General features: G+C 67.8%; 16 protein-coding genes. 6 read left to right on the forward strand and 10 right to left on the reverse strand.

Annotation, left to right across the window (positions count from 1 at the left end; translation table 11 throughout):
• The first annotated feature begins 376 nt into the window (after positions 1-376).
• Positions 377-1,561, forward strand: coding sequence for a CaiB/BaiF CoA transferase family protein (locus tag CCS01_RS05535; protein ID WP_104517842.1), 1,185 nt, complete (start codon positions 377-379; stop codon positions 1,559-1,561).
• Positions 1,558-2,262: a glutathione S-transferase family protein gene (locus tag CCS01_RS05540; RefSeq protein WP_104517830.1), complete on the forward strand. Its 705-nt coding sequence runs from the start codon at positions 1,558-1,560 to the stop codon at positions 2,260-2,262. The genes CCS01_RS05535 and CCS01_RS05540 overlap by 4 nt, the downstream gene beginning before the upstream one ends.
• Before the next feature lie 16 nt (positions 2,263-2,278).
• On the opposite strand, the gene CCS01_RS05545 is transcribed toward CCS01_RS05540, so the two are convergent.
• The 5 genes from CCS01_RS05545 to CCS01_RS05565 all read right to left on the reverse strand — a co-directional run bounded on the left by CCS01_RS05545 (position 2,279) and on the right by CCS01_RS05565 (position 4,881).
• Entirely contained in the window at positions 2,279-2,530 is a 252-nt protein-coding gene (locus CCS01_RS05545; protein WP_104517843.1) for a hypothetical protein, read from the reverse strand.
• A gap of 183 nt (positions 2,531-2,713) precedes the next feature.
• Entirely contained in the window at positions 2,714-3,211 is a 498-nt protein-coding gene (locus CCS01_RS05550) for a hypothetical protein (protein ID WP_193540108.1), read from the reverse strand.
• A gap of 93 nt (positions 3,212-3,304) precedes the next feature.
• The gene (locus tag CCS01_RS05555) at positions 3,305-3,511 is read right to left on the reverse strand and encodes a hypothetical protein (protein WP_104517831.1); all 207 of its coding nucleotides are present in this window, start codon (positions 3,509-3,511) and stop codon (positions 3,305-3,307) included.
• 174 nt (positions 3,512-3,685) lie between these two features.
• On the reverse strand, positions 3,686-3,901 hold the full coding sequence (locus CCS01_RS05560; protein WP_104517832.1) for a hypothetical protein: 216 nt from the start codon (positions 3,899-3,901) through the stop codon (positions 3,686-3,688).
• 341 nt (positions 3,902-4,242) lie between these two features.
• A complete protein-coding gene (locus CCS01_RS05565; protein ID WP_104517833.1) occupies positions 4,243-4,881 on the reverse strand; it encodes a DUF4286 family protein in 639 nt (212 codons plus the stop codon).
• Between the two features lie 105 nt (positions 4,882-4,986).
• On the opposite strand from CCS01_RS05565, the gene CCS01_RS05570 reads away from it, so the two are divergent.
• Positions 4,987-5,820, forward strand: coding sequence for an MBL fold metallo-hydrolase (locus CCS01_RS05570; protein ID WP_104517834.1), 834 nt, complete (start codon positions 4,987-4,989; stop codon positions 5,818-5,820).
• 798 nt (positions 5,821-6,618) lie between these two features.
• Here CCS01_RS05570 and CCS01_RS05575 read toward each other — a convergent pair.
• Positions 6,619-7,836: an ABC transporter substrate-binding protein gene (locus CCS01_RS05575; protein WP_104517835.1), complete on the reverse strand. Its 1,218-nt coding sequence runs from the start codon at positions 7,834-7,836 to the stop codon at positions 6,619-6,621.
• 101 nt (positions 7,837-7,937) lie between these two features.
• On the opposite strand from CCS01_RS05575, the gene CCS01_RS05580 reads away from it, so the two are divergent.
• Positions 7,938-9,614, forward strand: a complete 1,677-nt coding sequence (locus tag CCS01_RS05580) for a thiamine pyrophosphate-binding protein (RefSeq protein WP_158258243.1) — start codon at positions 7,938-7,940, stop codon at positions 9,612-9,614.
• Positions 9,615-9,672: 58 nt separating this feature from the next.
• Complete coding sequence (locus tag CCS01_RS05585; protein ID WP_104517837.1) at positions 9,673-10,020, forward strand: hypothetical protein; 348 nt, start codon at positions 9,673-9,675, stop codon at positions 10,018-10,020.
• A gap of 12 nt (positions 10,021-10,032) precedes the next feature.
• Here CCS01_RS05585 and CCS01_RS05590 read toward each other — a convergent pair whose 3' ends face one another.
• From CCS01_RS05590 to CCS01_RS05600, 4 genes are all read right to left on the reverse strand, one after another.
• Positions 10,033-10,881, reverse strand: coding sequence for a cytochrome c (locus CCS01_RS05590; protein WP_104517844.1), 849 nt, complete (start codon positions 10,879-10,881; stop codon positions 10,033-10,035).
• 274 nt (positions 10,882-11,155) lie between these two features.
• The gene (locus tag CCS01_RS05595) at positions 11,156-11,893 is read right to left on the reverse strand and encodes a tetratricopeptide repeat protein (protein ID WP_104517838.1); all 738 of its coding nucleotides are present in this window, start codon (positions 11,891-11,893) and stop codon (positions 11,156-11,158) included.
• 52 nt (positions 11,894-11,945) lie between these two features.
• Positions 11,946-12,257 carry a hypothetical protein gene (locus tag CCS01_RS32555; RefSeq protein WP_146101572.1) on the reverse strand — a complete coding sequence of 104 codons (312 nt, stop codon included), beginning with the start codon at positions 12,255-12,257 and terminating at the stop codon, positions 11,946-11,948.
• Between the two features lie 17 nt (positions 12,258-12,274).
• Complete coding sequence (locus CCS01_RS05600; RefSeq protein WP_104517839.1) at positions 12,275-12,754, reverse strand: type II and III secretion system protein family protein; 480 nt, start codon at positions 12,752-12,754, stop codon at positions 12,275-12,277.
• Between CCS01_RS05600 and CCS01_RS05605 the strand changes: the two genes are divergently transcribed.
• Positions 12,695-13,135, forward strand: a complete 441-nt coding sequence (locus CCS01_RS05605) for an isoprenylcysteine carboxylmethyltransferase family protein (protein ID WP_104517840.1) — start codon at positions 12,695-12,697, stop codon at positions 13,133-13,135. The two genes, CCS01_RS05600 and CCS01_RS05605, sit on opposite strands and share 60 nt — an antisense overlap.
• Positions 13,136-13,439: the final 304 nt, after the last annotated feature.

A 13,439-nucleotide genomic window follows, 5' to 3' on the forward strand; every position in this document is an offset into this window, starting at 1 on the left:
CAGCCAACTTCCTACTTTCGGATGATCGTGATCTTGACTTTGACGCCAATCTTCACTACTATCCTTGGCAGGAGTTTGAGTTGTGCCATAACTCAACCCTCCTCAGGTAGAGCCGGCCGGGACCATCCCGGCCGGTTTTTTCTTTCTGGCGGATAAACCTGAAGAATCGGTTAAGGCAACATACGGCTGCGCTCGGGTGCGGCCGCCATCAGGTTTGCAACCAAAGCCGACTGCATCCCGTTCTTGCAGTGCACCGACCGTGCCACGGCGCCGGCGCTGCCCGCATACGCCGGCATTTGCAGCCCCCGCTCCGCTCGCCATATCCTGCCAATAACAGGCCAGAGGAAGCATCATGGGAAGCATCATGGGAAACATCATGCCCGGACCGTTGCACGGCTACCGGATCGTCGATCTGACCGCGATGATCTCCGGCCCGCTCGCGACCATGATCCTGGCGGACCAGGGCGCCGACGTCATCAAGGTCGAGCACCCGGACGGCGGCGACCATACCCGCGCCGCCGCCAACCGCCGCAACGGATTTTCCGCCTCCTTCCTGAACAACAACCGCAACAAGCGCTCCGTGGCGCTGGACCTGAAGCGCCCAGCCGCCCTGGCCGCGCTGCTGCGCCTGGTCGCCACCGCCGATGTTTTCATCCAGAACTTCCGTCCCGGCGTGGCCGAGCGCATGGGGCTGGGCGAGGACGCCGTCCGGGCCGTTGCGCCGGAAATCATCTACGTCTCGATCAGCGGCTTCGGCGAGACCGGGCCATACGCGCAGAAGCCGGTCTACGATCCGCTGATCCAGGCCGTCTCCGGCCTCGCCTCGGTGCAGGCCGGGTCGGATACCGAGCGGCCGCGCCTGGTGCGCACCATCCTGCCGGACAAGCTGACCGGCGTCACCGCGGCGCAGGCCATCACCGCCGCGCTGCTGGCACGCGCGCGTTCCGGCAAGGGCCAGCATGTCCGCCTGTCGATGCTGGATGCGGTGGTCGCCTTCCTGTGGTCCTCCGACATGGGCAGCCAGACCTTCGTCGGCGAGACGATCCCGCAGCAGGAGGCCGCCAGCTTCATCGACCTGATCTACGACACCGCCACCACGCCGATCAGCGCCGCGGTGCAGACCGACCGGGAATGGCAGGCGCTGGCGCGTGCGCTCGATCGTCCCGAATGGCTGGACGATCCGCGCTTCCGCACCCCGGCGCTGCGCCAGCGTCACGTCAACGAGCGGCTGGCGCTGACCCAGGACGTCCTGCTCACCCGGCCCGCCGAGGAATGGCTGCCACGCCTGACCCGGGAAGGCGTGCCTTGCGCCCCGGTGCTGACCCGCACCGCCATGCTGTCGAACGCGCAGGTCGTCGCCAACGGCCTTGTCGTCGAAACGGATCACCCGGCCGCCGGGCGGCTGCGCCAGGCGCGTCCGGCCGCCCGGTTCTCGGCCACGCCGGCCACGATCCGCCACGGCGGCCCGGCACTGGGCGCCGATACCGAGGCGGTGCTGGGCGAACTCGGCTATTCCCGGGAAGAAATAGAGTCCTTGCGCGCAAGGGAACACGCGGCATGATCGATTTCCATTACTGGCCGACGCCGAACGGCTGGAAGGTCGCCATCATGCTGGAGGAAACCGGCCTTCCGTACACCCTGAGGCCGGTGGACATCGGCGCCGGCGACCAGTTCAGGCCGGACTTCATGGCGATCAGCCCGAATGCGCGCATGCCCGCCATCGTCGATCATGATCCCCCCGGCGGGCCGCTGCCGGTGTTCGAGTCCGGCGCCATCCTGATCCACCTCGCCGAGAAGGCCGGGCGCTTCATGCCGCACAGCGCGGCCGGGCGAAAGCAATGCCTGGAATGGCTGTTCTGGCAGGCGGCCAATCTCGGCCCGATGGCGGGGCAGCTCAGCCACTTCGTCAATTACGCCGAGAGCGTGCAGGCGGGCGACCACAGCTACGCCCTGAACCGCTACCGCGGCGAATACCACCGCTGCCTGGGCGTGCTGGAGCGGCGGCTGCAGGGCCGGGACTGGCTGCTCGACGACTACTCGATCGCCGACATGATGTCCTGGCCCTGGGTGCTGATCGCGAAGCCGCTGGGACAGTCGCTGGACGAGTTTCCCAACGTCGCCCGCTGGCGCGCCGCGGTCAAGGCGCGGCCGGCGGTGCAGCGCGGCGTCGACCTGGGCAAGGACCTGCGGCGCACCGGCCCGCACAGCGAGGCGGCGCGGAACGTCCTGTTCGGCCAGACCGCGCGGTCCTTGCGCGGATAGGCTCGCCGCGCCGGCATCACTGCGTATGGTTGCTCCAGAGCGGCGGGCCCAGGTTGACGTGACTCGGCGATACCACGGCGCCGGTCACGGCCCCGACGCCGCCGCCAATCAGCGCGCCGGCGGCCACGCCGATTGGCCCGCCAATCAACCCGATCGTCGCGCCGGTGCCGGCGCCGGTCGCGGCGCCGCCGGTCACGCGATCAGGCTGGTGCCGGCCGCAGCCGGCGAGGCTGCCGAGGAGGAAAACAAGACAGAGTGTCGTACGCATGGCGTTCATTCAGCAAGCACGTCCCGTTCAGGCTTCGGCGGCGCTATAGCAGCTACGGATGTCGGACGGAACGCATGACAGGAGGCCGACCCGTCCTGCCGCGCAACGCGGGTATCGCCCTCGCCGCCGGGAACGCCACGGCGCCACACCGGCATTTCACCGGCTGCCGGGGCCGGGGGGCGATCAGCGTGCCGGCGTGCCGGGCCGTGATCCCGCAGGGGTGGTCACCGTGGGCAGATCCTCGGCGCGCTGCGACGACAGTCCCGCGACGGCCTCGTCGAACGCCGTGGCGCCGCGGGCGATGGTGACGACCTGGGGACAGCGCACGCAGGCTGCCTTGCCCTCCTGGCGGAACCACAGGCAATCCGGCCGGATCGCGCAGCGCGGCATGGCGCCGACGACCGGCGGCAGCATCGTCGCCACCCGGGTGGCCAGGCGGCAGCCGATCCCATCGTGATGGCTGCAGCGGATGCACGGCGCGGCAATCCGCAGCACCTCGGTCGGCAGGGCCTCGCCGGCCTGCGCCAGAAGGTCCCGGGTCACCGGGTGCGCCTCGGTCAGGTAGCCGACGCGAAAGGTTTCGGGCGAGTGTCCGGTCTGCACGCCGAACACGCGTGCGTCCGGATGATTGGGCTGCGAGCTTGGGCACAGCAGGCGGTCGGTTTCAGGACCCTTGGTCATGGGCGGCGCTCCCTGCATGGGGACGAGCGGCAAGGCGGTCCTGGCATGCGGGCCGGCGTGCCAGGACCGTACGTCAGCGAGGCCGGGACAGGCTCAGGCGGTGTGCCCGGATGCCTGGCCCAGGGTCCTCCAGTCCACCGGCGGTATGCCCCTGACCAGGACGGGCTGCTGCAAGACCGTCGAGAGCGAGGCCGCCGCGGCCTGGATGGTGCCGGAGCCGCCCGAGACCTGCATCGCCTCTTCCAGGGTCAGCGAGACAGGCTCGGGCAGTGAGGCGTCATCGTGTTTCCGCTTGTCCAATGGAGTTCTCCTGCATGCGGTTATGGATTGCATGGCCGCCTGCGGCGGCCTGCCGGCCAACGGGTTCGTCTCGGTCGATGACGAAGCCCATTGACCCGCGCCAGGATTGACAGAGGCCGGACAGGAGCGCTGTTGACCGCTTCACAGGCGCCGGCGACGGGTTTCACCGCCAGGTCAGCGGCGCACAACCGGCACGGCCCAGACGATCACCGTTCTCCCGGCCACGCTTTGCTGGGTCGGGATGAGCTGCGTGCAGTTCTGTTCGTCGCAGATCTGCACCCTGGCGTAGCCGATTTGCGCGAAGGCCGTCCGCACCGCCCTGTCACCCGCGAGCACCACCAGGGCCGCGGCGATGATCGTCAGGACCCATTTCGTATAGATATCCGTCACGTTCGTCCCCCTGAGACATTTCGGTAGACCACCTGTCCGGCCTATCAGGTTCCCGGCTGCGGGGGCTGCGAAATCTCATTCCGCACGGAATTGAACCGCCGGTGTCGCGCTGGCGCTGCGCTGGCGGAAATGGGCGGCCAACGGACCGGGCACCAAATCCGTCTCCAACCGCCGGCCTATCCTGATACGCATGGGTACACGCCCGGCCATGACAAGGGAGCAACGGACCAGGCGCCAAATCCTTCTCCAGGCGCCCCTATCACTGACAGCGATGGGGACACGCCCGGCCATGACGACAGGAAGACGACCTCGCGCCACGCGACCAGCGGCGTCCGCGGCGGTCAGCCCTGCCGCTGGCAGCGGTTCATGCGCAGCACCAGCAGGTCGCGGAAGTGCGGCCGCATCCGCTGCGTCCAGGGCGTGTTCGCCGCGCTGTCCCAGGCCGCCGAGCGCGTGACCCCGGCGTTGCGCAGATGGTACAGCGCCAGGTACTGGCGTTCCGACTTCGTGTCGGCCCTGCGGTAGCGCCGGGCGCACAGCACGCCGGGCACGGCGCCGAGCTGCGGCAGGTGCTCGGCGTTGTACCACTCGTTGAATTCCGCCTCCGCGGCCGGATCGACGTTCATCGACGCCACCAGCAGCGCGCCCGCGCCAGCCGGCGCGACAAGGTCGCCCGGAACGAGCTGTTCGCCGGCGAAGCGCATGATCCGCCGGCACATGCCGGTGACGCGCTTCGTCCAGACGGTGCCGTTCTCGCCGCCCACGGCGCGATAGGCCGGCGACTCCAGGACGGCCGCGCTCTCCAGGTCGTAGGTGGCGACGTGGACCGTCGGGTTGTCCTCGCTGATCCAGCGTTCCGCGTTCAGGAAGCCGGGAACCCGCAGCCGCTCCGGGATATGCTCGTGGTCGTACCAGTCGTGGAACTCATCCTCGTGCGCGGTAGCGAAATCGAGCGCCGCGAACAGCAGGCCTTTGGCCATGGTGGTTTCCTCCCGTTGGTAGCGGCCGCCAGTCTGCCAGCGCCGTGGCGGCGTTGCCAGTGCGGGCGGATTGCGCAAGCATGAGGCGAAACGGAGACCACCCCCATGTCCTTCCTGACCGAAGCGGAGCCCGATCGCGGCGCCAATTTGCCCGTGCTGCCCGGGATCAGCCGCGTCGTGGCGAACAATCCCGGCCCGATGACCTATTACGGCACCAACACCTACCTGATCGACACGCCCGACGGCACCGCGGTGCTCGACCCCGGACCGGAGAACCATCCCGAGCATGTCGAGGCGATCCTGCGCCACACCGGCGGCAAGGTGGCGCTGATCCTGGTCAGCCACACCCACCACGACCATGTCGGCGCCGTGCCGGCCCTGCAGGCGGCGACCGGGGCGCGGACGGCCGGCTACCGCCAGAGCGCGATCGACAGCTTCACCCCCGACATCGGGCTGAGCCATGGCGACCGCATCGCCGGGATGGAGGCGGTGCACACGCCCGGCCACGCCTCGGACCATATCTGCTTCGCGCGGCCGGGGGCGGAGGGCGACCGGATCCTGTTCAGCGCGGACCACGTGATGTCCTGGTCCACCAGCATCGTCAGCCCGCCGGGCGGGAACATGCGCGACTACTTCGCCAGCCTGAATCTGTTACTGGGCCGCGACGACAACGTCTACCTGCCCGGCCACGGCCCGCTGCTGCGCGAGCCGCACAGCCTGGTGCGGGCGATGCTGACCCACCGCATGCTGCGCGAGCAGGCGATTGCCCGCAAGCTGAGCGACGGGCCGGCGGATACCTACACGATCATGGACACGCTGTATTCGCAGCTGAACCCGCGGCTGCGGCGCGCGGCCGAGCGCAACGTCCTGGCGCATCTGCTGAAGATGGAAAGCGAGGGCAAGGCGGTGCGGGACGGGGAACTGTGGCGGGCGGCGTGACCCGGCCGCCCGGTGCCGTACCTGGCGGCGCGAGGCCGGGTAGCGCCGCACGAGCGTTGGCGAACAGGCGGCGGGACTGCCTCTGTCGTCGTATGGCGGGCGCGTGCCCCAAAGGCGTTGAAATAGCGGCGGTCGTTGCTCTATCGTCATGGCGGGCGCAGGCCCGGCATCCACGCCTTGCGCTGTTGATGCCGCAGAAAGGCGGGGATGGCGGCCCTTCGGCCGCCATGACGACAGTGCGGTCACGTCGCCTGTGCCCCCATTTTTACGCCAATGGGGCGCGTGCCCCGTGTGTTGCTGTCACGGCATGAGCGTATGGCGATGGCCCGGACGATCCCCGAACAAGTCGGGGGAGGGGCACGACGAGGGAGTAACAGGCCACCCTACTTTATGGATCCGGCCCTGATTGTCCTGAACGCCAGGCCGCGCGTTGCGACAGGAACAACCCGGCCGGGTTCGAGGTACCGCGACCGCAGGTCGCCCCAAATTCTTCTCTGCGCGCTCTGCGTTGCAAAAATGCGGTGCCGCAACAAAGAACGGCGTTGCCCATGAGTCGCCCAACCTGCGACACCGGTGGCACCCCGGCCACCGCGATTCAACGCAGAGCGCGCAGAGCGGGGCGCAGAGCACGCAGCGAAGGATTCAGATGGCCTGCGGCCGCGAGGTCCACGCGTTGCACGCCGTGCGTTGTTTATCATGGCCAAAATAATGAGGGCCGGATCCGTAACGCCGATGGGCCTGCGCCTGACATGACGATAAAATAACGAAACCCGTCCGAATACCGATGCCGGCCGCCCCCTACGCCTTCACCAGCGGACATCCCCCCTGGTCCAGCGGACGCCACGCATCCGCCGGCTGGATGGTCGCGACCTTGTTGCAGAAATCGTTGGCATACCGCGCCTGGGACGGCGGCTTCACCTGCCAGAGATACATCACGTGCATCACCCGCCCGTCCTCGCGGATCTTCACGTTCGTGTTGTAGAAATCGTTCACCGGCAGTGCCTTCATTTTCGCGGCCACGGCGTCGGCATCGGTCGATCCCACCGCCTGCACCGCCTTCAGCCAGTGCAGCGTCGCGCAATAGCTGCCGGCATGCAGCACGCCCGGCACCCGGCCCATCCCCGCGCTCCAGCGCTTCGACCAGGCGCGGGTCTTGTCGGTCATGTCCCAGTAGAAGCTGTCGGTGTAGGACAGCCCGGCGCAGACGCCCTGTCCCAGCGCCGCCACGTCGCTGATCTGGATCAGCAGCGTCGCCAGCCGCACGCCGCTTTTCGTCAGGCCGAACTCCGCGGCCTGCTTGATGCAGTTCTGCGCGTCGGTGCCGGCGTTGGCCAGGCCGATGACCTTGGCGCCGGAGGCCTGCGCCTGCACCAGGTAGGACGAGAAATCCGCCGTCCCCAGCGGCGCGCGGACGTTGCCCAGCACCTTGCCGCCGGCGGCCTTCACCGCGGCCATGCTGTCGCGCTCCAGCGCGTAGCCGAAGGCGTAGTCCGCGGTGATGAAGAACCACGTGTCGCCGCCCGCCCGGGTCAGCGCCCCGCCGGTGCCGTGCGCCAGCGCGTAGGTGTCGTAGGAAAAATGAATCCCATACGGCGAGCACTGCTTCCCGGTCAGGTCCGAGGTCGCCGGCCCGGTGATCAGGTAGATGCGCTTCTTCTCCCGCGCGATCTGCTGGATCGCCAGGCCCGATGACGACGCGGCGCCGTCGGCCAGTACGTCGACGCCGCTGTCCACCCACTCCCGCGCCAGCGCCGCCGCCACATCCGGCTTGTTCTGGTCGTCCGCCTGCAGCACCTCGATCGGCCGGCCCAGCACGGAGCCGCCGAAATCCTGGATGGCGAGTTCGGTCGCGACCTTGTTGCCCGGCCCGCCGACGTCGCGGTACGGGCCGCCCATGTCCGACAGCAGGCCAATGCGCACGGGTTTCGAGGTGCTCTGCGCCCGGATGAGGGCAGGGCGCGCCAGCGGCGCCGCCGCCAGGCCGCCGACGAGGACACGACGCGTCAGTCTGGACATTCGTTCGGACTCCCTCCCAGTATATCAGCGCGTTGCTCGATCGGTCGCGCCATGCTTTGTCGCGGAACGGTACCGTATGCCGTCCAGGGGAGATGATATCGATGCCAATGATGCCGGGAAAGACCGCCCTGCTGGAGCTTCTCAAGCAAGAAGGCGTGCGCGTCATGTTCGGCAACCCCGGCACGACGGAACTGCCGCTGATGGACGCACTGGCGGTGGAGAAGGACATCCGCTACGTGCTGGCCTTGCAGGAGGCGCCGGCGATGGGGATGGCGGACGGTTATGCTCAGGCCTCCGGCACCTGCGCCATGGTCAACCTGCATGCCGCGCCCGGCCTGGGCAACGCCATGGGCATGCTGTACGACGCGCAGAAGGCGGGCGCGCCGATCCTGGTGACCGCCGGACAGCACGAGCAGCGATTCAATTTCACCGAGCCCCTGCTGTGGACCGACCTGCCGCGGGTGGCTCGGCCGTTCGTGAAATGGTCGGAGGAAGTGCGCCGGCTGGAGGACCTGCCGCGGGCGATCCACCGCGCGGTGAAGACCGCCCTGGCGCCGCCGATGGGGCCGGTGTTCCTGTCGCTGCCGGGCGACATCCTGAGCGACAGCGCCGATCTTGACCTCGGAGCGCCAAGCCGGGTGGCGCTGGGCATCCGCGGCGACGCCGGCGCCATTGCCCGCGCCGCCGCGGTGATCGCAAAAGCGAAAAGCCCGGTGATCATCGCCGGCGACGCCGTGGCGCAGAGCAACGCGCTGGCGGAACTGGTGACGCTGGCCGAAACGCTGGGCGCGCCGGTTTATGACGAGGGCATGGCCAGCCGGGCGATGTTCCCGTCCTCGCATCCGCTGTACCGCGGCACCGTGGTGCGGCTGCCGGCGGCGATCCACGGCATGCTGTCGCAGCACGACCTGCTGGTCTCCATCGGCGGCGACCTGTTCACCCTGTCACTGCCCGGCGATAGCGAGGCAATGCCGGAGAACTTCCCGGTCGTGCACCTGGACACCGACCCGTGGGAACTGGCGAAGAATTATCCCGAGGCCGTCTCCATCCTGGGCGAGCCCAAGGCGACGCTGCCGGAACTGACCGAGGCGGTGGTGAAGGCTCGCTCCGCTGCCGAGAGTGAAGCGGCGGCGAAGCGCCTGGTGCACGTCCGCGCCGAGGGTGTCGCCAGCCTGCACAAGCTGCACGCCATGGCCGACGCGGTGGCCGAGCGCCACCCGATCCATCCGCTGGCGCTGATGCAGACCATCGGCCGCCTGCTGCCGGAGGATGCGGTAGTGATCGACGAGACGGTGTCCTCCGGCACCGGGCTGCGGCGGTTCCTGAAAAGCGACGACGCGCAGAGCTTCTTCGGGCTGCGCGGCGGCGGCATCGGCTGGGGGCTGCCGGCGGCCATCGGCGTCAAGCTGGCGCTGCCGGACCGGCCGGTGGTGGCGCTCATCGGCGACGGGTCCGCGATGTACACCATCCAGGGGCTGTGGACCGCGGCGCACCAGAAGCTGCGGATGGTGTTCGTCATCATCAACAATTATTCCTACCGGATCCTGAAGCAGCGGACCAACGCGATGAAGGGACTGGCGGCGCAGGCGGACAATTATGTCGCCATGGACCTGGACAAGCCTCGGGTCGATTTCGTATCGGTCGCCCAAGGGCTGGGCCTGGCGGCACACAAGGCGACGGCTCTGTCGGATCTGGGCGATCTGATGGAGCAGGCGCTGGCGGCGGACGGGCCGAGCCTGATCGATATCGAGGTGGACCGATCGTGGAAGCCCGTCTGACAGCCCCGTTTTCCGGCGAATTCCGGCTGTCGCCGTGGTCCGGCAACCCGGCGCGCGCATGCCCGCCCGTTGGCGTATCCCGCGTTGGCTTGTGGCGGCCGGGGTCGCACTCGGCCTCTCCGGCCGCCCGGCGCTGGCGGCCTGTGACCTGAGCCAGCTCATCGGCTACACGCTGGTCTTCGGCAAGACGATCGACGGCTATATCCAGGACGGAAAGCGGTATTCCAGCTTCCAGGGCTGCACCCGCGACCGCGTGCTGGTGTTCCAGGACGACACCGGGGTCCGCTGCAAGGAGACGTTCCTGCAGACGGCGGATTTCCCGCGTGCCTTTCTGTGCGCCCGTGGTCCGAACGACATGAAGCTGTGCGTCGAAGGCTACCTCTACGGCGTTGCGCAACCCGACTGAAGCCGGCTCGCGCTACCGTTGACCTGAAGCAACGTCCTCGTGCCGCGCCATGTGGTGCAGGTAGGCGAGCAAGGCGTCGAGGTCGGTGTCGGGCAGGGTGGCGGCGCTGAACCCGGGCATGCGCTGCAGCGGCCAGGTGCGCACGGCTTTCGGGTCGCGCACCAGGGCGCGCAGCCCGGCGTCGGTCAGATACGCCGTCGCGTTCATCGGCCGGCCGAGGTCCGGTCCCATCTCACCGGCGCCGCCACCGTTCAGGCGGTGGCAGGGCAGGCAGTTGGCCGCGAACACACGCTGCCCGTGCCGGGCGGGGGCCCCGGGCGGCAGCGAGGGATCGACGGCCAGTTGCGGCCAGCGATGGGCCGGGCTCTCCACCGCCGTCAGGCTTGCCAGTTGATAGGGCCACTGCTCGGGGATCACGCCGGACCGTTCCGGGTGCTGCCACACCAGGTAGAACGGTCCGGCCCCAACGTTCTTGCCCGGGAGGTTCGGCCAGGGCTGCCCGGGCGGCTCGACGGCGATCCACGCGGTCGCGCCACCCGCGGCGCCTTTGCGAACCAGCGACAGCGGGATCTGCGCCACGAAGCCGTCGGTGGCGCGCGCCTCCAGCGTGTCGAAGCGGTCCGGCGGCAGCCCCGCGAGCAGGGGCAGCAGCGGCGCCGCGCGGTAATGGGTAGCGCGCCGGTAGTCGTGGTCATGCGGGATGGCCAGCTCGGCCGCGTCCGGCCGGGCGAGGAGTTCGGCGGCGGTGAAGCGGTGCGTGACGCCGCCCAGGTCGAGCGTGAGCGACGGCTCGGCCGCTCCGGCCGGGGTGGTCCCGAGGACCATGAGCATCAACATCGCCAGGCCTATGAGCGATCGCATGGTTGCCTCCCCGATGACGGCGCCGGTCGCGGTGATCACCGATAGCATAGGGTCCGGCGGTCCTGCCAACTTGCCCGGCCGGGAAACGGAACGACGGCAAGACGATCCGCCGGACGATGGTTCGGCACCCGGGCAAACGTCATGACACGGAAACCTGCCCGCGCATCCGTCCCTCTCCGTCCATGCCTGGCCTGGTTACAGGGAACCAATGCGATCGCGGATTACAAAGGGTCCTTTCGCAGCCTGCCGGGCCGGGTTTCAGCCATGACGTTGGTTACTTCTCGGTTCCACCGATCGCCTTCGCAAGCTGAAGCACATGTTCGTAATTTCCGGGTCCCATCGTGTCGCGGACAGTCGAGATGTTCTCGCCGTCTGCCGCACGCAGGACATCGTATGTGAGCGTGACCCGCTCCGGCAGGTCGGAGCGGCCGGCCAAAGAGGAAGCGATACTCGTAGCCTCAGTCTTCTGGCCCGACAAAGCCAGCGAGAGCGCAAGATTATTGATGGTGATGACATCGTCCGGTTCGGCGGCCAGCGCCTGACTATACAGTCCCTGCGCGTCGGCATGCCGGCTAAGCATGTCAAGCGCAATTGCCTTGTCGACCACCCAGCGCATGTTGCCATGGTCCGCTGCGATCGCCGTATCGAACTCCTTGATGGCCCGGGCGGCCTCACCCTGTATCACGTCAATCGCACCCAGGGGGCCGCATAACAACTGCGGAGATTTCACTGTCTTCAAGTGATCGGACAGCACGCTGTGCGCCTGGTGGAACTTGTTGAGCCGGACCAGCACATCGGCATAGCCGAGTTGCACGTCAGTGTCCGACGGCGCGGCAGCCGAGACGCTGGCGTAAATCGATTCCCCCAGTTGGAGATTGCCCGATGCGACCGCCGCCTGGGCAACCCGCAATCTTGGCTCGCCGCTGGCGCCGTCCAACGCGTTCCCCCTTGGGGATGCGCAGGCGGCGAGTGCCGCAGCGATGCAGAGGCTGGCCAACGTGTGAAGCTTCATGGTCGTGTTCCAAAACTATCGACGCTTCGGCGAGGAAATCAGAGGCTGATCCTTACTGATTATTGCCCTGTGGCGCTGACGACGCTCCACTCGTCTGGAGCTGGACTATGTCCGAGGCAGGCAATTGTGTGCGATGTCCATCCAGCAATCTTGTAATTGGCCGTGCGGCCTCGCTACCGAGGCTGGTCGGTGCCCCGGTTCCCTCGACAAGATCATGAGGATTGGAAACCATGGCGCGTAGATTGAGGTCATTCGCGCTTGCCCGGTTGTCCAGGCTCCAGGTGCCCGGTTTGTCGAACGGGAAATCAGGCGTGCAGCCTGCCGAGATACCCGACAGACCCAACGCCGCCAGGAGAAATGCCATGCGCATGTTCGTGATTCTCATTTCAGGATAAAACCGGCATTCAGAGTCGGACCAGGGAGCGGTGCCATCTGGCGGCCGTACAGGATGCGGTCGAGGTCGGTCGCCGGCTTGAAACCGTCGGTCGGCGCGTGCAGCGCCTGTGGTGACGACGTCGGCTCTACGATGTAGGGCGTGACGATGATGACGAGCTCGCTCTCGCCGCGCTGGAAATCGTTGGACTTGAACAGCGAGCCGATCACGGGAACTTCGCCGATGCCGGGCAGGGCGTTGGTGGCGTCAATGCTGGTGCGCTCCAACAGCCCGGCGATGGCGAAGCTCTGGCCGCTGCCGAGCTCGACGGTGGTTTCCGCCCGTCGCACCGTCAGCGCCGGGATGAGGAATTCGCGGCCTGCCAGGAAGCTTGCGGTTTCGCCCAGATCGCGGCGCGGGCCTGCCTTGTGGCCTTCTACGCCATCTTGTGCGCGCTCCTGCTCTTGCGTGCTCCGCCGAAAGCACAGGCGGAAGGGCTTGCGCCGCGGGTGGCGGCGTTCGTTGGCACGTACCTGCCGTGGACGATGGGCATCCTGGCAAAGCCCACGGGCTCCGCTGCACTCAACCTGGCCTCAACCGGATTCGTGCTGGTTGGCATGACATTGACCATGATCACCGTCGTGCAACTGGGCCGGGCGTTCAGCCTGGTGCCGCAGGCGCGCCGGGTGGTGCGGAGCGGCCCCTACCGCTGGCTGCGCCATCGGCTTTATTTCTTTGAAGAAATTTCTGTGTTCGGGGCCATGCTGCAGGCACCTGGCGGCTGCTGCCGTTCGTCTGGTGAAGGGAGCAGATCGCGAACAGGCGACGGGACCCGAAGCTCCGGAATCGCCGCGCCGTTGCCGCCTTGACGGGGCGGCGAGACCTGCACTGTCACCGGTTTGGCTTCAGGCCGTGCCGGTTCCGGGCGGCGCCAGTTTTCAGACTTCTCAGCAAGCGCTTGAAAAAAGTGGCTCCTCGCTATTTCGGATGGGTGGCCCGCACGCAGAGGTTGAGTGTCTGGGAGCGCTTGTCGGCCAAGCGCTGGCTAGCCACGAAGCCGAATTTGGTTTGACGGCATCTGGCGCAGACGGGGGTTTGCGCATAACGCGCTGTCTGGCATGGCTTGGGAACGAACCGACCGGAGCCATCATCCATGCGCGATACCGACCTGTT

Source organism: Rhodopila globiformis (assembly GCF_002937115.1).
Taxonomy (GTDB): domain Bacteria; phylum Pseudomonadota; class Alphaproteobacteria; order Acetobacterales; family Acetobacteraceae; genus Rhodopila; species Rhodopila globiformis.